General features: G+C 66.2%; 22 protein-coding genes. 6 read left to right on the forward strand and 16 right to left on the reverse strand.

Going from position 1 to position 19,259, the window contains the following annotated elements; all coding sequences use genetic code 11:
* Positions 1–25: 25 nt before the first annotated feature.
* Positions 26–1,303, reverse strand: a complete 1,278-nt coding sequence (purD, locus tag DL238_RS03780; RefSeq protein WP_115491040.1) for a phosphoribosylamine--glycine ligase — start codon at positions 1,301–1,303, stop codon at positions 26–28.
* On the opposite strand from purD, the gene xseA reads away from it, so the two are divergent.
* From xseA to DL238_RS03795, 3 genes are read left to right on the forward strand one after another with little or no spacing between them, the layout of a single operon-like run.
* A complete protein-coding gene (gene xseA / locus DL238_RS03785; protein WP_115492752.1) occupies positions 1,302–2,774 on the forward strand; it encodes an exodeoxyribonuclease VII large subunit in 1,473 nt (490 codons plus the stop codon). The two genes, purD and xseA, sit on opposite strands and share 2 nt — an antisense overlap.
* 40 nt (positions 2,775–2,814) lie before the next feature.
* A complete protein-coding gene (locus DL238_RS03790) occupies positions 2,815–3,018 on the forward strand; it encodes a DUF2093 domain-containing protein (protein WP_115491041.1) in 204 nt (67 codons plus the stop codon).
* Positions 3,015–3,959, forward strand: coding sequence for a M23 family metallopeptidase (locus DL238_RS03795; protein WP_234030946.1), 945 nt, complete (start codon positions 3,015–3,017; stop codon positions 3,957–3,959). The genes DL238_RS03790 and DL238_RS03795 overlap by 4 nt, the downstream gene beginning before the upstream one ends.
* A 261-nt stretch (positions 3,960–4,220) precedes the next feature.
* Here the strand turns inward: DL238_RS03795 and rpmB are convergent, their stop codons facing one another.
* Positions 4,221–4,511 carry a 50S ribosomal protein L28 gene (gene rpmB / locus DL238_RS03800; protein ID WP_115491042.1) on the reverse strand — a complete coding sequence of 97 codons (291 nt, stop codon included), beginning with the start codon at positions 4,509–4,511 and terminating at the stop codon, positions 4,221–4,223.
* A 192-nt stretch (positions 4,512–4,703) separates the two neighbouring features.
* Between rpmB and DL238_RS03805 the strand changes: the two genes are divergently transcribed.
* Entirely contained in the window at positions 4,704–4,949 is a 246-nt protein-coding gene (locus DL238_RS03805; protein WP_115491043.1) for a hypothetical protein, read from the forward strand.
* Between the two features lie 47 nt (positions 4,950–4,996).
* Positions 4,997–5,425 carry a nucleoside deaminase gene (locus tag DL238_RS03810; protein WP_115491044.1) on the forward strand — a complete coding sequence of 143 codons (429 nt, stop codon included), beginning with the start codon at positions 4,997–4,999 and terminating at the stop codon, positions 5,423–5,425.
* Here DL238_RS03810 and DL238_RS03815 read toward each other — a convergent pair.
* The 5 genes from DL238_RS03815 to DL238_RS03835 all read right to left on the reverse strand — a co-directional run bounded on the left by DL238_RS03815 (position 5,422) and on the right by DL238_RS03835 (position 9,696).
* Positions 5,422–6,129: a ribonuclease T2 family protein gene (locus DL238_RS03815; RefSeq protein ID WP_115491045.1), complete on the reverse strand. Its 708-nt coding sequence runs from the start codon at positions 6,127–6,129 to the stop codon at positions 5,422–5,424. The two genes, DL238_RS03810 and DL238_RS03815, sit on opposite strands and share 4 nt — an antisense overlap.
* 4 nt (positions 6,130–6,133) lie before the next feature.
* A complete protein-coding gene (locus tag DL238_RS03820; protein ID WP_115491046.1) occupies positions 6,134–6,589 on the reverse strand; it encodes a hypothetical protein in 456 nt (151 codons plus the stop codon).
* Between the two features lie 69 nt (positions 6,590–6,658).
* Positions 6,659–7,522 (reverse strand): carboxylating nicotinate-nucleotide diphosphorylase, encoded by an 864-nt coding sequence (gene nadC, locus DL238_RS03825; RefSeq protein WP_115491047.1) that lies wholly within the window; start codon positions 7,520–7,522, stop codon positions 6,659–6,661.
* A gap of 115 nt (positions 7,523–7,637) precedes the next feature.
* On the reverse strand, positions 7,638–8,435 hold the full coding sequence (locus DL238_RS03830) for a LytR/AlgR family response regulator transcription factor (protein WP_115491048.1): 798 nt from the start codon (positions 8,433–8,435) through the stop codon (positions 7,638–7,640).
* A gap of 7 nt (positions 8,436–8,442) precedes the next feature.
* A complete protein-coding gene (locus tag DL238_RS03835) occupies positions 8,443–9,696 on the reverse strand; it encodes a sensor histidine kinase (RefSeq protein WP_115492754.1) in 1,254 nt (417 codons plus the stop codon).
* 93 nt (positions 9,697–9,789) lie between these two features.
* Here DL238_RS03835 and DL238_RS03840 point away from each other — a divergent pair, with 93 nt between their 5' ends.
* The gene (locus DL238_RS03840) at positions 9,790–10,380 is read left to right on the forward strand and encodes an HD domain-containing protein (protein ID WP_115491049.1); all 591 of its coding nucleotides are present in this window, start codon (positions 9,790–9,792) and stop codon (positions 10,378–10,380) included.
* Here the strand turns inward: DL238_RS03840 and DL238_RS03845 are convergent.
* The 9 genes from DL238_RS03845 to DL238_RS03885 all read right to left on the reverse strand — a co-directional run bounded on the left by DL238_RS03845 (position 10,377) and on the right by DL238_RS03885 (position 19,194).
* On the reverse strand, positions 10,377–11,453 hold the full coding sequence (locus DL238_RS03845; protein WP_234030947.1) for a hypothetical protein: 1,077 nt from the start codon (positions 11,451–11,453) through the stop codon (positions 10,377–10,379). The two genes, DL238_RS03840 and DL238_RS03845, sit on opposite strands and share 4 nt — an antisense overlap.
* Positions 11,450–12,169, reverse strand: coding sequence for a DsbA family protein (locus DL238_RS03850; RefSeq protein WP_115491050.1), 720 nt, complete (start codon positions 12,167–12,169; stop codon positions 11,450–11,452). The genes DL238_RS03845 and DL238_RS03850 overlap by 4 nt, the downstream gene beginning before the upstream one ends.
* Positions 12,170–12,181: 12 nt before the next feature.
* Complete coding sequence (locus DL238_RS03855) at positions 12,182–13,537, reverse strand: M48 family metalloprotease (protein ID WP_115491051.1); 1,356 nt, start codon at positions 13,535–13,537, stop codon at positions 12,182–12,184.
* Between the two features lie 12 nt (positions 13,538–13,549).
* Positions 13,550–14,620, reverse strand: a complete 1,071-nt coding sequence (locus tag DL238_RS03860; protein WP_234030948.1) for an alpha/beta hydrolase — start codon at positions 14,618–14,620, stop codon at positions 13,550–13,552.
* The gene (locus tag DL238_RS03865; RefSeq protein ID WP_234030949.1) at positions 14,604–15,680 is read right to left on the reverse strand and encodes a phosphatase domain-containing protein; all 1,077 of its coding nucleotides are present in this window, start codon (positions 15,678–15,680) and stop codon (positions 14,604–14,606) included. Before DL238_RS03865 ends, DL238_RS03860 begins: the two co-directional genes overlap by 17 nt.
* A gap of 108 nt (positions 15,681–15,788) precedes the next feature.
* Entirely contained in the window at positions 15,789–17,354 is a 1,566-nt protein-coding gene (locus tag DL238_RS03870) for a PAS domain-containing protein (protein WP_115491054.1), read from the reverse strand.
* Between the two features lie 103 nt (positions 17,355–17,457).
* A complete protein-coding gene (locus DL238_RS03875; protein ID WP_234030950.1) occupies positions 17,458–17,856 on the reverse strand; it encodes a DUF2141 domain-containing protein in 399 nt (132 codons plus the stop codon).
* 26 nt (positions 17,857–17,882) lie between these two features.
* On the reverse strand, positions 17,883–18,605 hold the full coding sequence (locus DL238_RS03880; RefSeq protein ID WP_115491056.1) for a sterol desaturase family protein: 723 nt from the start codon (positions 18,603–18,605) through the stop codon (positions 17,883–17,885).
* Positions 18,606–18,684: 79 nt separating this feature from the next.
* Positions 18,685–19,194 carry an MmcB family DNA repair protein gene (locus DL238_RS03885; RefSeq protein WP_115491057.1) on the reverse strand — a complete coding sequence of 170 codons (510 nt, stop codon included), beginning with the start codon at positions 19,192–19,194 and terminating at the stop codon, positions 18,685–18,687.
* Positions 19,195–19,259: the final 65 nt, after the last annotated feature.

Here is a 19,259-nt window from a genome sequence, read left to right on the forward strand (position 1 = left end):
GATGGAGGCTCTTTATGGGCCTCCATCACCCCCGCTCCCGCTCCATTTCGCGCCAGCCGATATCGCGGCGGCAGAAGCCGTCGGGGAAGGTGATCGCGTCGACCGCCTGGTAGGCTGCGGCCTGCGCCTGCGTCACATTGGCCCCGCGCGCGGTCACGTTGAGCACGCGGCCTCCGCTCGAAACCAGCGTGCCGTCCTCCGTTCGCGCAGTGCCCGCGTGGAAGACCTTCGCGTCCTCGCTCTCCGCCGAGCCCAGATCGATCGTGCCGCCCTTCTTGGGCGTGCCCGGATAACCTTCTGCCGCCATCACCACGGTCAGCGCGGTGTCGTGCGAGAAGCGCACCGGGCCGGCGCTGGCCAGCTTGCCGGTCGCGCAGGCCATGAGCAGCGCGGCCAGATCGCCCTCGAAGCGCATCATCAGCACCTGGCATTCGGGATCGCCGAAGCGGATGTTGTATTCGACCAGTTTCGGCCCCTGCTCGGTCAGCATCAGCCCGGCGTAGAGCACGCCCACGTAAGGCATGCCCTCGCTGCCGAGCGTGCGCACGGTGGGCGCGACGATTTCGCGCATCGCGCGGTCGATCAGGTCCTCGCTCAGCACCGGGGCGGGGCTGTAGGCGCCCATGCCGCCGGTATTGGGCCCGGTATCGCCTTCACCCACGCGCTTGTGATCCTGCGCGGTGCCGAAGGGCACGATGATCTCGCCATCGGTGAGTGCGAAGAAGCTCGCCTCCTCGCCCGCCATGAACTCCTCGATCACGACCTCCGACCCGGCGGAGCCGAACCTGCCGTCGAACATTTCGGACAGCGCCTGTTGCGCCTCCTCGCGCGTTTCAGCGATCACCACGCCCTTGCCCGCGGCCAGACCGTCGGCCTTAAGCACGAAGGGCGCATCGAAATGCTTCAAGGCCCCCCATGCCGCCTCGAGCGAGGTCGCGCGTTCGTAGCGCGCGGTGGGGATATCGGCGCGCGCGCACAGGTCCTTGGTGAAGCCTTTGCTGCCTTCGAGCTGCGCGGCGGCCTTCGAGGGGCCGAAGACCGCGATGCCCTCGGCGCGCAGGTCGTCCGCCAGCCCCGCGACCAGCGGCGCTTCGGGGCCGATCACGACCAGCGCGATGTCCTTCTCGTGGCAAAAGCCGATCACGGCCTTGTGATCGCCCGCATCGAGCGCGACAATGTCTGCCTGTTCTGCGATGCCCGGGTTGCCGGGCGTGGCATAAAGCCTGGAACAGGAGGGTGCGGCAGCGAGCTTCCATGCGAGGGCATGTTCGCGGCCACCCGATCCGACCAGAAGGATGTTCATGAGCGCTTCCCAATTCGACGATTCCGATCCCTCGCTGCTAGCCGAGAGCCGCCCGGGCGACAATTCCGAGCCGCTCAGCGTCACCGATCTCTCGCGCAGCCTGAAGCGCGTGGTGGAGGACCGGTTCGGCTTCGTGCGGCTGCGCGGCGAATTGTCGGGCGTGAAGCGCGCGGCCTCGGGCCACCTCTATTGCAGCATCAAGGACGAGAAATCGGTCATCGACGGGGTGATGTGGAAGAGCGCGGCCCCGCGCCTCGCCTTCCGACCCGAGGATGGGGTGGAGGTGATCGCGAGCGGCAAGATCACCACCTATGCCGGGCGCAGCAAATACCAGATCGTGATCGAACGCATGGAGCTGGCGGGCGAGGGCGCGCTGCTCGCGCTGCTGGAGAAGACCAAGGCGCGGCTGGAGGCGGAAGGGCTCTTCACGCCCGAGCGCAAGAAGCCGCTGCCGTTCCTCCCGCGCACCATCGGCGTGGTCACCTCGCCCACCGGCGCGGTGATTCGCGATATCCTTCACCGCCTGTCGGACCGATTCCCGAGCCACGTGATCGTGTGGCCCGTGGTTGTACAGGGAGAGACCGCTAAGGGGCAGGTGAGTGCGGCTGTGCGTGGTTTCAACGCGCTTGAACACGCTGGTGCGGTGCCTCGGCCCGACCTGCTGATCGTGGCGCGCGGGGGTGGCTCGATCGAGGATTTGTGGGCCTTCAACGAGGAAGAGGTGGTCCGCGCGATCGCCGAATCGGAGATCCCGGTGATCTCCGCCGTGGGACACGAAACCGACACGACGCTGGCCGATTTCGCCGCCGACCATCGCGCGCCCACCCCTACCGCCGCTGCCGAACGCGCGGTGCCGGTGCGCGCGGAACTGGCGAGCGCGATCGCCGATCTCGGCGCACGGCAGATGCGCTGTGCCTCGCGGCCCGTCACGCTCGGTCGCGAGCGGCTGGAAGCCTGTTCGCAGCGCCTGCCGCGGCCCGAGGCGCTGCTGCAGGCTTCCGCCCAGGCGCTCGACGAGGCGACCGAGCGCCACCGCCGCGCGCTGGTCGACCGGGTCGGCATCGGACGCGCCGCGCTCGACCAGGCGGCGGCGCGGCTGACACCTGCGACGTTGGAATGGCGGGTCAATCAGGCAAAGGAGCGGCTCGCAAATGCGCGTCTGACGCCTGCCAGCCTGACGGCCCGTCTGGAGCGTGCGACCGAACGTCTCGGCGCGCGGGTCACGCAGTTGCGCTCGCTCGATCCCGACGCGCCGCTCAAGCGCGGCTATGCGATGGTGTTCGAAGGGGCCGATGCACTCGTGCGCAGCGCAGCCGAGGCGAGAGCGGCAGGCGCGCTCAGCCTGAAATTCGCCGACGGCCGTGTGGCCGCCACCGCCGGCGACGCACCGCCCGCTGCCCCGCCTGCTCCCCGCCCGAAGTCGAAGCGGAAAAGCCCTCCGCCGCCCCCGGGGCAGGGCGACCTGTTCTGAAGAGGGTGTTTCGGCGCGGCAGGATTGCTATATCACCTGCATGCTTACCACTTCCAGCGATCAGCCCGCGCGGCTCCAGTTCGGTCCCAACTCCTTCCGCGTGCTGCGCAGCGGGCGCTTCGTGCCCTGCGCGGTGACCGGCGAGCCGATCCCGCTCGAAAACCTGCGCTACTGGAGCGCGGAGCACCAAGAAGCCTATGCCAGCTGCGAGATCGCGACCCGCCGCCTGACCGGCCAGGCGTGAGCCTCTCCTTCCCGAAAACGGCTGTCGGCGCGCTTGCCGTTCTGGTGCTGGCGGGCAGCTGCTCGACCGCCGACTCGCTCGAAACTCCGAGCGAGACGGTCCAGCCGGTCGCCGCGCCGGCCAGTCCGACGCCTGCGCCTACCGCCAGCCCCACTCCGACACCGGCTCCTGCCCCCGCTCGCGCGACCTTCACTTTTCGCGGTGAGCTGGAGCAGGGAGGCTGGATTCGCGGCCGCGTGCCGAGCAATACGCGCAGCGCGCGGCTGGGCGAGCAAGCGATCGGCTTCGACGAGGATGGCTATTTCTTCGCCGCATTCGATCGCGACCAGGGCCCGCAGGCGGAGCTGGTCGCCGTGCTCGACGATGGCCGCACGGTTTCGAGCCCGCTGACCGTCGCGCCGCGCGACTGGAATCTCGAATATGTGAATGTCCCCTACCGCGCAGGCCGCAGCAGCGCCGAATTCCAGCGGCTGCGTGAGGGCGAGATCGCGCAGATCGTCGCCGCGCGCGCGCAGGAGACCGGCGCGCAAGGGTGGCGGCAGGATTTCATCTGGCCCGCGACCGGGCGCATTTCGGGCCGCTTCGGTTCGCAGCGCGTCTATCAGGGCAAGCCAGGCCCCTATCACTCGGGGCTCGACATCGCACAGCCGACGGGAACGCCCTATCAGGCGCCCGCCGACGGGGTGGTGACGCTGGTGGCGCAGGACCCCTTCACGCTGGAGGGCAGGCTGCTGATGATCGACCACGGGATGGGGTTGAACAGCGCCTTCCTGCATTCGGCGACCACCGTGGTGCGCGAAGGCCAGAAGGTGCGGCAGGGGCAGTATCTCGGGACGATCGGCGCCACCGGACGCGCGACGGGGCCGCATCTGCACTGGAGCCTCAAGTGGCGCGATTCGCGGCTCGATCCGCTGCTGTTCCTGGGACCGATGCCGGACTGAGCACCGACGGAAAATGCCGAATCAGGCGGGTATGGCTTTGCGGCCTGACACACCTGACACACTGTCCAAGGGGAGAAAAACCGCGCAGCCGAACGGCGCGGTTTGCTAGCGGAATCGACGGTGTGAAAGAGCCGCGTCTCAGCTAGCGCGGCAGGGCAATGTAGGACACCGGCGACCAGGACTGCTCAACTGACGACGGGCGCGATCGCTGACTATGCGAACGCGCCCAGGTCGTTTCCGTAATGCGAAAGCCGGGAAGGCTCAGGCGGCTTCCTTGGCCGCCTTCTTCAGCTCGCGCTTCACCTTGAGGGCGCGCGCGGAAAGCTTTTCGTCCTTGGTCTTGAGCAACCAGTTGTCGAGACCGCCATTATGCTCGACCGAACGAAGACCCTGCGTCGAAACGCGGAACTTGAAGCTGCGGTCCAGCTTCTCGCTCAGCAGCGTGACGTTCTGCAGGTTGGGCAGGAACACACGCTTGGTCTTGTTGTTCGCGTGGCTGACATTGTGGCCGACCTGGCGGCCCTTGCCGGTCAGTTCGCAGATGCGCGACATGGCTTATCTCTTCTCAAAAAAGGTGATCGGTCTGTGCCGGAAAGTCGCCGCGCTTAGCGGCCATTTTCCGAATTGTCAACCAAAAGCGCTCTATTTGCTCGGCCCAAGTGCGGCTTTACGCATGAGACAGCCTGCTTTACGCCGCATTTGTCGAGCGGCCAAGCCGCGTTTGACCTAGCAGGAGACTTATCCATGAAAGCCATCATCACCGCCGCAGCACTTGGCACCGCCGCCCTCGCCCTTGCCGGCTGCGACGTCGAGCAGACCGAAGAAGCGGAAATGCCCGAAGTCGAAGGCGGCAACATGCCCGAATACGACGTCGATACCGCGGATGTCGACGTGGACACCGACACGACCACCGAAGAGATCGAAGTGCCGACAATGGATGTCGACGTCGAAGAACCCGGCGAAGAAGCCAACGCCGAAGCGGAAGACTGATTTCCGAACATCGGGGGGAGCGTACGGCGCGCTTCCCCACCCCCTTCATGCAGGCCGCGCTGGAACAGGCGCGCAAGGCTGCCGAGGCTGGCGAAGTTCCGGTGGGCGCGGTGGTCACGCGGCGTGGCGAGGTGATCGCCGCCGCGCATAACACCCCGCGCGGGCTCGCCGACCCGACCGCCCATGCCGAAATCCTCGCGCTGCGCGCGGCGGCCCGGGCGCTGGGGCAGGAACGGCTTGAGGGCTGCGACCTGTGGGTGACGCTGGAGCCGTGCGCGATGTGTGCCGGTGCCATCGCCCATGCGCGAATCGCGCGGCTGTATTACGCTGCTGCCGATCCCAAGGGCGGCGCTGTGGCCCACGGCGCCCGGGTCTTCGAGCATCCGCAGTGCCATCACCGGCCCGAAATCTATTCGGGCATGGGTGAGGAGGCGGCGGCTGGGTTGCTGCGCGATTTCTTCGGCACGAGGCGCTAGAGTCCACGCCAGATTTTCGCGGGTGTCTCGTCGCTCGCGCCGCGAGCCGACCGCTCGCACGCCGCCGGAAGCCAGTCGCGTCCGTAACACAGCCGGATTTCTTCCAGCCAGCCGCGCTCGTTGAGCTGGACGGAGATCATCTCGCGCCGCCAGTTCGTGTTTGCGGCGATCCATGCCTCGCGGATGCGCCCTGCGGTGAGGTCGTCCTCGCGCGAAAGCCGGTCGAGGTCGGGCCAGTCGAGGCTGCGGTTGAGGATGCGGGTGATGCGGAAATAGAGGTCGGGCCGGTCGGCCATGCAGCTGCCGTGCTTGGCCCATTGCCGCATCGCGAGGCGGGCCGAGGGCTGGACGCACATCTGCCGGGCAAGCTGTGCGCCCGTGGGCCGGGCCCGGCGTGCGGAGCACCATTGCGGCCAGCTGCGCGCGCCCTGCGGCCACAACCCGTGCACGATCAGCCCGAAGCTCCCCCAGCGGCCCGAGCATTGCCGCGCGTGGCGCGGCGATTCGGTACGCGTGCGACAGAATTCAGGGCTCCAGCTCAGCGACAGGATATAGCCGGCGACGGGCATGGTCCGTGTCGGCCCATCGCGCGTGACGCCGGGCACGGACACGTTGCGCGGCAGATCGCACTGATAGCTCTGGGCCACGGCAGCGGCGGGCAGGGTTGCGGCGATCCACGCCAGCATCCCTGCGGCGCGCCGCAAGGCGCTAGGCCTCGTCGTGCGGGGTACCGGTTGCGGTCGGCTCGACCACATCGTCGGCGGGCTTTTCGTTCAGCCACCGGATCGCATCTGCGCGGAAGAGCAGGGCGATCGCAATGGCATTGGCGATCAGCGAGAGCAGGCCGTAGATTTCGTAGAGCGGCGTCGGCCCCACGAAATAGCCGCCGACATTGACCAGCGAGAGGAGGAACAACGCGACCAGGATCCACTTGGCGATGGTGGAGCGCCGGCGCGACACGAAATACCACAGCGCCAGCCCGATCAGCGCGCCGATCACATAGCCTGCAATGCTGACTTCGGGCGGAACCGTCACTCCGCTTTCCGCCGATTGCCGGGCAAACTCTGCCTTCACGCTCGGATAGCTGGCGATGAAGCCGAGGGCTCCGAGAAACATAGAGCCGAGATAGAACAGGTCGAAAAGCTTGATCGATTGCGGCCGCACGGGCGGAATCCCCCTAAGTTATTGCAAACGCAGTCGTGCAACATGCCGCGTGCCGGGGCAAGCGTCGCTTCAATCCAGCGGGGTGAAATCGAGACCGATATCCGCCGCCGGAGCGCTCTGCGTGAGCCGCCCGACCGATACGTAGTCGACGCCGCTGGCCGCCTTGGCCGCGATCGTCTCCAGCGTGATGCCGCCCGATGCCTCGGTCGGGACGCGGCCCGCGACGATTCTTACCGCCTCGCGCAGCATGTCGGGCGCCATGTTGTCGAGCAGCAGCCGGGTGGCGCCCGCGTCGAGCGCGGGCTCGATCTGGTCGAGCCGGTCGACCTCGCAGATGATCTCCCCCACGCCCGCCTCGCGCGCGCGGCGCACCGCTTCGCCGACCGATCCGGCAACCGCGAGGTGGTTGTCCTTGATCATCGCCGCGTCCCACAGCCCCATGCGGTGGTTGGCCCCGCCACCCATCCGAACCGCGTATTTTTCGAGGTGACGCAGGCCGGGCAGGGTCTTGCGCGTATCGAGCAGGGTGCACTCGGGATTGTCCATCCGGTCGACATAGTGGCGAACCAGCGTGGCGATTCCCGAGAGGTGTTGCACGGTATTGAGCGCGGCACGCTCCGCCGTCAGCAGTGCACGCGCGTTGCCCTCGATCCGCATGAGATCGGTGCCGGGCTCGGCTTTCGCGCCTTCTTCCACCAGCAGTTCGACCGTGCAGTCGGGGTCCAGCGCGCGGAAAAACGCCGCTGCGACCGACAGCCCGGCGACGCTGATGGGATCGCGGCTGTCCATCACGCCGGTGAACTTCGCATCCGCCGGGATGACGGCTTGCGAGGTCACGTCGCGCCCGCCTCCGGGCAGGCCTTCGCCGAGATCCTCGGCCAGGGTTGCGCGCACGAAGTTGTCGAGGTCGAAGCCGTCGATCTGGAAAGCCATGTCTACTCCCGTTCGTCCCGATCCTGTCGGAGGGATCCACGTCGTTTTCGGGGCATCGTGCTAGAAGGAAAAAAGATCCTTCGACAAGGCCGGCATGAGCGGTGCGGGAGCAATCTCAATGCACGAAGCGCGCGACCACGTCGCGGTAGGAGCGCGAGACCTTCACCTCGGCACCCGATCCCAGCACCAGGAAGCATTCGCCGTTGGTATGCGGCTTCACCTGGCGCACCTGATCGAGATTGACGATCGTGCTGCGGTGGACGCGCTGGAACTTGCGCGGGTCCAGCCGTCGTTCGAGATCCTTCATCGTCTCGCGCAGGATCAGCGAATTGTCGCCGGTATAGATACACATGTAGTCGCCCGCCGCCTCGATATGCTCGATCGAATCGACTTCGACGCGGAAGATCTTGCCGCGGTCCTTCACGTTGATCAGCTTCTCGAACCGCTCGGCGCCGTCGGGGGAGCCTTCCTGCAATTCCTCGGCCGCTTCGGGGGCGACTTCGGCCAGCACGTTCATCAGCTTTTCCGCCTCGTCCGCGCCGCGCTTTTCATTGAGCCGCTGGCGTACGCGCTCGATCACGTCGGCCAGCTTGTCCTCGTCGACAGGTTTCATCAGGTAATGCAGCGCATTGGCTTGGAAGGCGCGGATCGCGTGTTCCTGATAGGCGGTCACGAAGACGAACAGCGGCGGTTCGATATCCATCACACCCTGGACGACGCCGAATCCGTCGAAGCCGGGCATCTGGATGTCGAGGAACACGAGGTCGGGTCGCAAGGTCTTGATCTTGCGAATGGCCTCGCGGCCATTCGAGCAGGTGTCGATTATCTCCACGTCCTCGAAGGGTTCCAGGCGCAGCTGGAGCCCCTGAACCGCGAGCTTTTCATCATCCACGATGATCGTCTTGATGGTCATTTTCACACTATCCTATGGCGCGGGGGTACGCCGTATCGTCAACGGGCGGGGCATTGTCCTGTTTCCCGCTACCCGTTCCGACAGAACCCGTTCCATCGCGCAAGGAGGGATGGGTCGTCAATTCGGGCGGCGGGACTAGCGGGGCGACCTCTTCCTCTCCCTCGCGCTCGAAGGGGAGTTCGATGATCACCGTGAAGCCTCCGTTGGCCGGTGACCTGATCTCGAACAGGTGCTGATCGCCATAGGCTTGCGCCAGACGGTCCCGTATATTCGTCAGGCCGACGCCGGTCGAATCGGGGCTCGCGCTGGCGGGGACTTCGCCGCGGGTCGATTCCACGGGAGATTTCAGTCCCGGGCCCGTATCGGACACCACCAGCCGCAGCCGCTTGCCCGATACTTGAGCCGACAGCGAAATCTTGGCGCCCTCTTCGAGGGGGGAGACGGCGTATTTGATCGCATTCTCGATGAGCGGCTGGAGCAGCAGCGAGGGAAGCACTCCCTCGGCGGCTTCCTCGGCAATGTCGAATTCGGTCTGCAACCGCTCCTCGAACCGCATGCGTTCGATATCGAGATAGAGCTTCAGCGTCTCGACCTCCTGCTCCACCGTCACCGTTCCGCCGGGTTGCGACACCAGCGTATGGCGCAGGAAACGCGAGAGGCGCGTCAGCATCGCATTGGCGGGCTCGGTCTGTTTCAGCAGCACCAGCGTGCTGATCGAATTGAGCGTATTGAACAGGAAATGCGGATTGAGCTGGTAGCGCAGCATCGCGAGCTGCGCGCTGGTCGCCTGCGCCTCGAGCCGCTCGAGCCGGTCGGCCTGCTCTTCCAGCTGGAGGAAATAGTTGATCGCGTAATAGAGCCCGGTCCATGCGCCGAGCAGCGGCAACTCGACGAACAGGTAGAGGAAAAACAGCTGCGTGAGCGTGGTCTCGCGGTCCGAGTAATAGAGGCCGACCACCCACGCCTCCACCAGCACCTGCGTGCTCACCGCAGCGGCGAGAGCGAGCGTGGTGAAGCCCCATGTGACGAGCGGGGGGCGACCGATCAGGTTGCGGTAGACCACCGATAGCAGCAGGCTGAGCGAGAAGCCCGTGACCGTGGCGATGAAGACCAGCATCAGGAAGCCGAGGCCCTGGTCGTTCACCACGCCTTGGATGCCGCGCAGCACCATCGCGCCGCCCCAACCGGCGAACTGGAGGTTCCAGAACGCGCGGTTCTTGTTCGCGAAAAACGGCGCAGGGCGGGAGGGCAGCACGGCCATCATGCGCGTTCCCTAGCGCAACCAAGGCGTTTCTCCCAAACTTTTGCGCGAGGTCCCGCGATAGGATAGCGTGCGCCTGAGAGGAGAGGACATATGCAGCCGGCCGATACGCTTCATTCCGTCGCCGCACGCGCGAAATTTCGCGAAATGAAGGAAGGCACGCAGGACGACTGGGCGATCATCGGCAGCGAATACCGCGCCTTTGCCAAGGGTCTGCCCGACCGGGTGCTCAACCATCTCAAACTGCTCGACGGCGATTTCGGCGGCTTTCCGGTCTGCCGGCTCGAACATTCGCTGCAGACCGCCACGCGCGCGCATCGCGACGGACGCTCCGAGCAATATGTCGTCATGGCGCTGCTGCACGATATCGGCGATACGCTGGGCAGCTACAATCATCCCGAAGTCGGCGCGGCGATCATCAAGCCCTTCGTGACCGAGGATATCCACTGGATCTGCCAGAACCATGGCGCCTTCCAGGGCTACTACTACTTCCACTTCCTCGGCATGGATCGCAACGCGCGTGAGGCGTTTAGCGACAATCCGCATTACGAGGCGTGCAGGCATTTCTGCGAAACCTACGACCAGGCCGCCTTCGATCCCGACTACGACAGCGAGACGCTGGAATTCTTCGAACCGATGGTGCGCCGCGTGATGGCGAGGCCGCTCGCCTCGGCCAGCGCCTAGCGCGTGGCGCGCTTCGATCCGGGCAGCTCTTCGCGGCTGAAATGCTGCGCCCAGTCGAGTTCGCGCTCGCTTTGTTGCAGGCTCTCGATCAGGGGGAGCTCGGCCTCGATGAATTCGACCCGCTCGTCCCAGCCGTCATGCGTGCGTGCGCGGAAGATCCAGCCGCCGTGGCGCGGGCCCCATTCCTCGAAGAACCGCATCGCGGCGCGCGGGTCGAAGCCCGCATTGGCGAGCAGCCACGGCATCAGCCGGTCGGCCTCGCGCTCGGTCAGGCGCACCGCCTTGCGCTTGCGGCCGCCATTGGCATCGAACCACGCGCGATGGCGCAAAAGGTTATGCGCGAGCTCGTGCGAGAGCACGGCGGCCAGCAGCGGGTCGGGATAGTCGATCCCGGCGAAATCGGGGCCGATGACGATGCGGTGCCCGTCGGCCACCGCGCGGCCGCCTTCGCCGATCTCGAACCTGCTGCGGCAGGCGGGCACGCCATCGATCTCAATCGTCGCCGGTCCTTCGGAACGCATGACGGTGATCGGCAGTCGGCCGGTTTGGGCGAGCAGTCGCTCGGCCTCCGCCCGGATCGTCTCGATCCGCTCCCACGGTTCGGCGCCTTCGGTCGCAATGTCGGCGATCCGCATCGCCCCGATCGCAAGCACCGTGTCGTCGACCACTACTCCCGCACGCTCGGCCGGGCCGCCGGGGACCAGTGCCTGCACGCCGACATCGCCCGTGAGGCCGAGCACGCGGCGCAGCCGGTCGCCCGCGCCGTAGGCGGCCATGTCGTGGAGCAGGAGCCCCGCCGACGAGGTCGCGTCCTCGCAATAGCGCGCATTGCCCGTCAGCAGCCGGTACCCGAGCACGAGCACCCGCGCGTCCTGCGCCCGGAGCTGCGCCACATCTTCGGGAAGCGGAGCGCGCGTTGCCTCAACTTCGGGCGCGGGGACCGCCGGCAGCTGGACCCGGGGATTGGCTTCGACGCCGGCTTGTGCTTCGACCTGCGCAAAAGTCGGCGATCCTGCCGCCACGATTGCGAGTGCGGCGAGCCAGCGCGTCATACTCCGAACGGCGAAGGTCATGACGCGTCGGTCGTATCGCCGATCGCTTCGGCAAGCGCCTCGACGCCCTGTGCGCCCTGGAGGATGCGGTTGCCCGTGATCCATGCGGGCGTGCCGGTAAAGCCGAGCTCTTCGGCCAGCAGCGCGTTGCGCATCAGCTCCATCGTCACATCTTCGCCCTGCGCTTCGGTCCGTGCACGTCGAACGTCGAGCCCGGCTGCCTCGGCCGCGCGCGCGATGGCTGCATCGTCGGCGGTTTCCTGCTCGAACAGCGCGCGGTGGAAGGCGGCGAACTTGTCTTGCTTGGCCGCCGCCAGCGCCATGCGCGCCGCCGCCTCGCTGCCTTCGAAGATCGGCCATTCCTTGATCACCACCCGCAGTTCGGGATCCTGCGCGACCAGCTGTTCGACATGCGCGTGGCTCAACCGGCAATAGCCGCAATTATAGTCCGAAAATTCGAACAGGGTTCGGCTCCCCTCCGGGTTGCCCAGCACCGCGCCGGGGAAGGGCGCGCGCCATTCCTCGCCCGCCGCCGCCAGGCGCCTTTCCGCATCGCGCGCCTGAAGCTCGCTCGCCATGCGCTGGAGCATTTCGGGATTGTCCAGCAGGTAGGCTTCGGTCTGCCGGTCGGCCCAATGCTGGCCGATACCGGTGATCGCAAACAGGCCCGCACCCAGCAGCCCGCCCAGCAGGGCGAGCGCGAACACCCCGATGCCGCGCAGAATCGATTCTTTCATGTTTGCAGGCCCTTAGCTGTCTTCGCGCGCACGTTCGAGTGCGGCCTGCGCCTGCATTCGCACATCCTGCGCGCGCAGCCAGTCGGCCGAGCCGACGGGCAGGGCGGACTCGGCCAGCTGCGCGCTGCGCAACGCCGCGAGGTAATCGCGCGTCATCACCTGCCGCTCCGCGCTCGCCAGATGCGCGCGCGGCATGTCGCCGCGTTCGGCATAGACCACGCCCAGCTGGTACCACGCGAAGGGATTGAGCCGGTCCTTGGCGACCGCAGCGCGCAGAACCTGCTCGGCCTCTTCGAAATTGTCCGAATTCTCGGTCGCGATCAGGGCGTGACCGAACATCGATGCGATCAGCGGCTGGTTGAAGGTGAGCTCGGTCGCGCGGCGAAGGTCGGGCAGCGCCTCGTCAGGGCGGCCCGACTCGAGCAGGATCTGCCCGCGCAGCTCGAGGAAATAGGGATTGTCGGGATTGGCCGCGAGCAGCGCGTCCGCCTCGTCCAGCGCGGCGTCGATCTGCGCGTCCTTGTGGTAGGCATAGGCGCGGGCATAGCGCGCGGGCACGCTGGTGTCCGACCGCGGATAGGTGCGCAGCGTCCGGTCCGTTTCGGACAGGTAGCCGAAAAGCTTGGCGCGGGCGCGTTCGAAGCGGACCTGCAATTCGGGATCGGGCGGCGTGTCCCACGCCGCGTCGCGCTGGTAGACCTCGCGCAGGCGCGCGATCCGGTCGCCCGAAAGCGGGTGGGTGCGGTTGAAGCCCGCCTCGTCGCTCTGGCTGCGGCTGTAGCGGTATTCCTGGTTGAGCAGCTTGCCGAAGAACTCCAGCGAACCCTTGCCGGTGACGCCGGCCTTGGAAAGATATTCCGCGCCCGCCGCGTCGGCCGCCGATTCCTGTACGCGGCTGAAGGCGAGGTACTTGCCCATCGCCGCGCGCTGGCCCGCCATCATCGCACCGATCGCCGCATCGCCCGCGCCTGCGGCGGCGGCGGCGATCCCGATCAGCAGCGACAGAATGGAAATGGTCTGCGCGCTGCGCATCCCGTCGCCCGAACTGATGACGTGTCCGCCGGTGATATGGCCGAGCTCGTGGGCGATCACGCCCTGGACCTCGTTGGCGCTGTCCGCCGCGTTGATCAGCCCGGTGTGGATGTAGACCACCTGGCCCCCTGCAACGAAGGCGTTGATCGACGGATCGTTGACCAGCACGACTTCGACATTGCCCGGCCGGAGCCCCGCCGCCTCCGCCAGCGGAGCGGCCATGTCGTTCAGCAGCGCCTCGGTCTCGGCGTCGCGCAGCACGCTTTGCGCCATGGCGGGCTGCACCGTGAGGGCAAGCGCCAGCAGGCAGGCGAGGAGTCTGGAAAGGAACGCCATGATGCGTCCACGCTAGCCCCCGGAGGGCTGAATGTCTCCTGAAGCTTCGTCCTCATTGTCAGTGACATCCGCCTGGGGTTCATCGGCCCCCGGCGCGGGTTCACCCGTCGCCCGCGCTTCGCGCAGGCGGCGGCGCGTCTCGATCCGCTCGCGCGCACCCTCGCGAACCCGTTCGCGCAGGAAGCCGGTGACCTCGTCCTTGACCCGCGCATCATTGTCGAAGGGCCGGGCGAGCGTCATGAGAATGCCCGCGTGGCCCATGTCGTTGAACACGACATGCCGCGCGCGCGCGCCCTTTGCCGCGAGGGCATTGAAAAGCACTTCGGAATTCTCGCGTTCCACGCTCTCGTCGTAGAACCCGGTCGCCAGCAGCATGGGCGGGGCATCGGCGCGTGCAAAACGCACGGGCTGCGTTGCCGCAAGCGGCCGCGCCTCGCCAAAGGCTTCTTCGGTGTTTTCGCTGTCGAGCGGTAGGAAATCGTATGGCCCTGCCAGCCCGATCACGCCGTCGATCGTGTCGTCGGGCAGGCCCAGGCGCCGGGTCCAGCGCCGGTCGAGACCCAGCATGACCGCGTTGTAGGCCCCTGCCGAATGACCCATGAGGTAGATACGCTCCGGATCGCCGCCGTATTTCGCGATGTTCTGGGTGGTCCAGCGAAGCGCCGCCGCGCTGTCGGCCAGCATCGCGGGATATTTGCCTTCGGGCAGCAGGCGATAGCCGACATTGACGACCACGAAGCCCCTGGGCGCGAAATTGCGGCCGATGAAGCCGTAGGAAGCCGGATCGCCATCGGACCAGCCGCCGCCGTGGAAGAAGACGAGCACCGGCTGCAGCGCATCCTCGGGCGCGTCTTCGCTGCGATAGATGAACAGCTTGCGATCCTCGTGCCGGCCATAGGCCAGCGGGCCCCGCTCTTCGACCGGCGCATCGAAGGTAAAGGCGAGGTCGGCCTTGTCGAGCAGGTCGTGCCGCAGGTCCGGCCAGATCCAGTGGTAGAGGTTGTAGGCGAGGATCGTCAGCGCGAGGACGAAGAGCATCTGGAACAGACAGCAGCCGCCCGGTTCCTTAGGCTTCCTCTCCATCTCCCGGGCCCACCGTTTCCACGATGCGCGATGTTTCCCCATGCGGTGCAACCCCTGCTGCTCTCAGGAAATCCTTGCCGACCGCATAGCTGTTTCCCAACCACAGCGGGACTCCAAAGCTTTCGATGACCCGTTTCGCGTCAAGTTCGACTTCCGACAGCGCCTTTTCGGTCGTGCGGATGAAGACCGCGGCGATCCTGTCGGGCTGGCGCGCCACCGCTTCGGCGAAGGCGGGCAGGTCGCCCTGCGTATCGTCGCCGATGAAGGCGAAGCGCAGGTGCCCAAAATGATCGAGGATTTCGGCAATGGCGCGACGCTTGTGCGCGCCGTGGCTCTTCTTGCCGATGGTCGCCATGTTGAAGCCCCAGTTGCGCAGGAACAGCGCACCCAGCGGCATCTCGCGCGATTGCTGGAACGCGACGAGGTACGAAAACAGGTTCCACGGGGATGACGAGATATAGAAGAAGGGGCGGTGCGTGGCAGGGATGAAGCTGCCGGTCGGCTGGTCCTTGCCGGCCCCGGCAACCCCGCCGCCGATGGCGCCGTAGAAGACGTCGGCCCCTTCGACCAGAATCCGTTCGTGCGGCATCTGTGCGAAGATGCGCTTCCAGTTGCGGACCACGTTGTGCCAGCCGCCGGTGATGCCGGTTTCCATGATCGTGTCGTCGATGTCCGAGATGACACCGATCTGCGCATCGGCTCCGGGCACCAGCACGTGACCCGTCACCGTCTGGTGGCCATCGACATTGTCCCACCCCAGCCGCACGATCTCCCATGCGGTTTGGGCGGGATAAGGCCAGTCGCCTTCCAGATCGACTTCGAACCTGAAATAGCCGTCATCGCCGGATGTGGCGTGGTGCGTGAAATCCTTGCCGTCGGCCCGGGTAAGGCACAGCGTCACGTCGACTCCCGCCACTTCGCTGGCGAAGAACTGAGACATCATGACCCGGATGGTGCCCCAGCGACTGCGGCCCTTCTCGAATTCGGGAGCGCGCGACCGCTGGGTCCTGCCCACCAGAACCAGCCGGTCGTGGCTGCGATAGCCGAAGAATGGCTGCACGCGGGTAGGTCTGCGCCGGAAAATCCCCATGCGCAGCGAGCTAGCGTGCCGACGGGCCCGCGTGAACCCCCGCAAGAGGCTCTGTCGTCAGACGCGAATAAGCTGTGCCTAGTCGAAGAGATGCCTGGCCGCGCGCGCCAGCAATCGCTCGTCTTCGGCGACCTCGCCAAGAAACGCGATCTCGCCTTGCTCGTCGCGGCGGATCACGCACAGCGAGAAAGCCGCGCCCTGAGCGGGTATCTCGCTGAGCGACTGCCCTTCGAGCGTGGCGAGCCTGCGATAAACCCGCGGTGTCCTGGCCGATTGTGCTGGCGTCGCCTCGTCGCCACCGCGCCGGATCGCGCGTTCGCGGGAGACCAGGCCTTTCAGGCCGCCATCGCTGTTTTCCAGATATTCCGCCAGTGCACCTGTTTCCAGCCCCTGGCGGTGGGCGAAGGACAGGACGCAGGAATATTCGGCAATGCGCGACTTATCGTAATCCGCGCCGAAAACGAGTTTGACCACCGGCGTCATCGGCGCACGGGGAACGGCGGCAATGTTATTGTCCTCCAGCAGTTGGGCGAAGGCTTGCCCATCCTGTTGCGCCGCGAGGCTCACATCATAGGCGCGACCGACTGCCCGATAGAGCGCGGAGCGGCTGCGAACATCGGCGTCGAGCGCCGCCTGGGCGAGCGCGCGCGCATCGGCGAGGCAGTCCTTCAGGCCAACCGCATGAGACGGTTCGCGCAGCCCGCAAAGCGGATCGAAATCGGCGCTCTCGTCTTCCTCGAAGGTCGCGTCTTTGGAGAATTGGCTGGAGAAGGCGATGCTGGCGTCATTTGCCGCTTGGTGCCCGCGCTCCGTCTTCGACGAGCCGCCGCCCAGATAAGCATCGAGACGTGCGAAAGAAGGTGTGGGAATGGCCTTGCCCGACGTGCCGCCGCCGGCGTGCGAATCGGGGCGGGCGGCCTCGGCGCTGGCATCGTCGCTGTCCGAGCCGGGGCCGTCGGCCCAGCGCGTGATCGAGGGCGCGGCGACCCGGCGCGGTGTTCCCCGCAACAGCGGGTCATCGTCGCCGTGCTCTTCCGCTTTGTCGTCGAGCGCATGATCGATTTCGAGGAGCAGCTCGTCCGTCGTCAGCTGGTCGGCCACTTCCTTCCAGTTGATGACGCCATAGATGAAGTCGATCGTCTCGTCGTCGGTCGAGAAAGGAAGCAATATGCCGCGATAGAGAATCGTGGCGCCGCTGTGATTCGAAAACTCGGCTTCGAAACCGATCGGCGCCTCGTTCGCGAGGATCTGCATGTAATGGTCGGTGATTCGGCTCAGCAGCGACCGCGCGGGCACGTCGGCCAGCGTCTCGATCACGGTGTCGCTGCCGCACTCCCCGGCCAGCTTGTCGCCGAGGAAGGCGATGGCCGGGTTCTCGATCCCTGCGGTGAAATCGAGCAGAACGCTGTTGCTCGCGAAATCGGGCATGTTGTCGGGCTCGATATCCTCCACGCTCGGGAAACCGCGCTCTCCCAGCAGGCTGGCCCAGTAATTATAGGCGCGGACCTGCATCCGGCGCTCGTCCTGAGCGACGGGAGCGGGTGGCACCTCGTCGATCGTGAGATGGCTTTCATCGTCGCCATCACCCCACGAGACGTTGTCGTCCTCGTCGGAAAAGCCGAATTTACTCCGCAAGCTGTCCATGCGTCACCAAAACCCTTGAATGTCCGGTGACCGTTGTGACGGGCCATGGTAAACATTGCGTTATGCCGACCGGCAATCCGGGACGGCAAATGGAGTGGCGCGATCAGCGACCGATATAGCGCATGCGGATCGTCTGGTAGACGGGCGCATCGGGCTGCACGCGAAATGCCGCAGAGGAAAAGCGGGGCGGGCCGAAATTCGCCTTGGCATCGCGCGAGAAGCCGAAGCCCTCTTTCGGCAGGAACAGCGTCGTGTCTGCCTTTCCGTTGCCGTTCTCGTCATGCAGCAGCGAAATCGCGTATTCTCCTGGCGCCACGTCGTTGAACACGATGGTGACGCGCGAATTGGCCCGGACCACGCGGCGCTGCGCGTTCTGGTCTTCGCCGCAATCGGGGAAAGCGCCGTGATCGGCGGTGAGGCAGGCGAGGACCGTCCCTTCGGTAGAGCGAAGATCGACCACCGTCACGACGACGTCCTGCCGCGCATCGACGGAATTGCCCATGATGAACGGCGCAAGCGCGCCCAGCGCTAGCGCAGGAAGCTTTCCGATAGACCTCGGTCGGTTTTGCATAAGCGATCCCAAAACCTGAAATAGAGTCCGTAATTGCACTTGTAGCGCTCGTGATGCAGCTGGTGATGGCTCGCCGTGATGATCCATCCGCCTACGGCCGAACGGACCAGCCAGCGCGGAAACATCTCCCACCCCATGTGGTTCGTCACGCCCATCACCGTCATCACGGCCAACACCACCCCTAGCATAGCAATATGTATCGGCACGATGAACACGAGGACGGGGACAACCACCGCACCGGTGAGTGCTTCTATCGGATGGAAGCTCATCGCGGCCCACGCGGTCGGCGGGCGGCTGGCATGGTGCACGGCGTGCGCGGCGCGGAACACTTTCGGCCGGTGCATCAGGCGATGGGTCCAGTAGAACCACGTGTCGTGTGCGAACAGGTAGATGAAGACCGACAGCGGCAGATACCATAGCGGGTAGTCCGTCCAGTCGCTGTAGATCAGCGTCCAGCCGAAGCGATCCCAGCCGAAGGCGACGACGCCCGCGGGGATGCCGAAGATCGCGGCCGAGGCGAGCGACCAGCCGATCTCGCGCCGGATCTGCGGGCGCAGACCTGCATGATAGCCGGGCCGCACGCGCGCCGTGAGCACCGCGAACGCGCCGCTCACCGCCAGATAGCGCAGCGCCACGATCGCGATCATGGCGAGTGTCGAAAGGAGGAGGGCGCTCAGCATGTGACGCCGACTTATGCAGCACTCGCGCGGCAGAGGCGAGCCTCTATCGCGCGGGTCGGGCGTCGCGTGTGCTTCGCGCCTATCGCTCGCCCCCGTAGGGCGCGCAGTCGGGATCGCAGGCGACCGTAGTGCGCCGAAGCGCGGTGCGCGCAAGCCGCTCGATCTCCACCTTGCGCCGCGCCGGGGCCAGCGGGTGTCGCGGTGCGGGCCGCAGGATTTCGGCATCGTAGCCATCGGCCACGATCAGGCCGCAGCGTTCGGGCAGGAAGGCCTCGCCATCGAGGATCGAGGCATCGAGATGCGAGCCGATCCCCCAGTAGAACTTGTCGCAATGGTCCAGGTAGTCGGTCCACTTGCCGTCTCCGGTCAGGTCGACGCGCGAGACCTTGATCTCCACGATAATGACGTGGCCCTTGGCATCGATGCCCATCAGGTCCGCCCGCCGCCCGCCGCGCAGCGGCATTTCGGTGCAGCACCAGATGTCGTTGCGGGCGAACAGCCGCATGATGCCGCGGGCGGCCTGGCCGGCATCGCACAGGCGCTCCGCCATCGGTGTATCGGTGTCGAGAAGGAAGGGAGTGTCGGCCATGCCTTCTAGGAACAGAACGGAAACAGGGTGTCAAGCGGCGGTGTCTAGCATGCCGCAAGAGGCGC

Origin of the sequence: Alteriqipengyuania lutimaris (assembly GCF_003363135.1) — a bacterium.
GTDB lineage: Bacteria > Pseudomonadota > Alphaproteobacteria > Sphingomonadales > Sphingomonadaceae > Alteriqipengyuania > Alteriqipengyuania lutimaris.

Excerpts from the sequence above, each read along its gene's own strand:
- DL238_RS03855 (WP_115491051.1), bottom strand. The coding sequence starts at position 13,537 with ATGGCGTTCCTTTCCAGACTCCTCGCCTGCCTGCTGGCGCTTGCCCTC.
- DL238_RS03880 (WP_115491056.1), bottom strand. The coding sequence starts at position 18,605 with ATGCTGAGCGCCCTCCTCCTTTCGACACTCGCCATGATCGCGATCGTG.
- DL238_RS03830 (WP_115491048.1), bottom strand. The coding sequence starts at position 8,435 with ATGACCATCAAGACGATCATCGTGGATGATGAAAAGCTCGCGGTTCAG.
- purD (WP_115491040.1), bottom strand. The coding sequence starts at position 1,303 with ATGAACATCCTTCTGGTCGGATCGGGTGGCCGCGAACATGCCCTCGCA.
- DL238_RS03850 (WP_115491050.1), bottom strand. The coding sequence starts at position 12,169 with ATGAAAGAATCGATTCTGCGCGGCATCGGGGTGTTCGCGCTCGCCCTG.
- xseA (WP_115492752.1), top strand. The coding sequence starts at position 1,302 with ATGAGCGCTTCCCAATTCGACGATTCCGATCCCTCGCTGCTAGCCGAG.
- DL238_RS03835 (WP_115492754.1), bottom strand. The coding sequence starts at position 9,696 with ATGGCCGTGCTGCCCTCCCGCCCTGCGCCGTTTTTCGCGAACAAGAAC.
- DL238_RS03840 (WP_115491049.1), top strand. The coding sequence starts at position 9,790 with ATGCAGCCGGCCGATACGCTTCATTCCGTCGCCGCACGCGCGAAATTT.
- DL238_RS03845 (WP_234030947.1), bottom strand. The coding sequence starts at position 11,453 with ATGACCTTCGCCGTTCGGAGTATGACGCGCTGGCTCGCCGCACTCGCA.
- DL238_RS03870 (WP_115491054.1), bottom strand. The coding sequence starts at position 17,354 with ATGGACAGCTTGCGGAGTAAATTCGGCTTTTCCGACGAGGACGACAAC.
- nadC (WP_115491047.1), bottom strand. The coding sequence starts at position 7,522 with ATGGCTTTCCAGATCGACGGCTTCGACCTCGACAACTTCGTGCGCGCA.
- DL238_RS03875 (WP_234030950.1), bottom strand. The coding sequence starts at position 17,856 with ATGGGCAATTCCGTCGATGCGCGGCAGGACGTCGTCGTGACGGTGGTC.
- DL238_RS03885 (WP_115491057.1), bottom strand. The coding sequence starts at position 19,194 with ATGGCCGACACTCCCTTCCTTCTCGACACCGATACACCGATGGCGGAG.
- DL238_RS03790 (WP_115491041.1), top strand. The coding sequence starts at position 2,815 with ATGCTTACCACTTCCAGCGATCAGCCCGCGCGGCTCCAGTTCGGTCCC.
- DL238_RS03805 (WP_115491043.1), top strand. The coding sequence starts at position 4,704 with ATGAAAGCCATCATCACCGCCGCAGCACTTGGCACCGCCGCCCTCGCC.
- rpmB (WP_115491042.1), bottom strand. The coding sequence starts at position 4,511 with ATGTCGCGCATCTGCGAACTGACCGGCAAGGGCCGCCAGGTCGGCCAC.
- DL238_RS03810 (WP_115491044.1), top strand. The coding sequence starts at position 4,997 with ATGCAGGCCGCGCTGGAACAGGCGCGCAAGGCTGCCGAGGCTGGCGAA.
- DL238_RS03860 (WP_234030948.1), bottom strand. The coding sequence starts at position 14,620 with ATGGAGAGGAAGCCTAAGGAACCGGGCGGCTGCTGTCTGTTCCAGATG.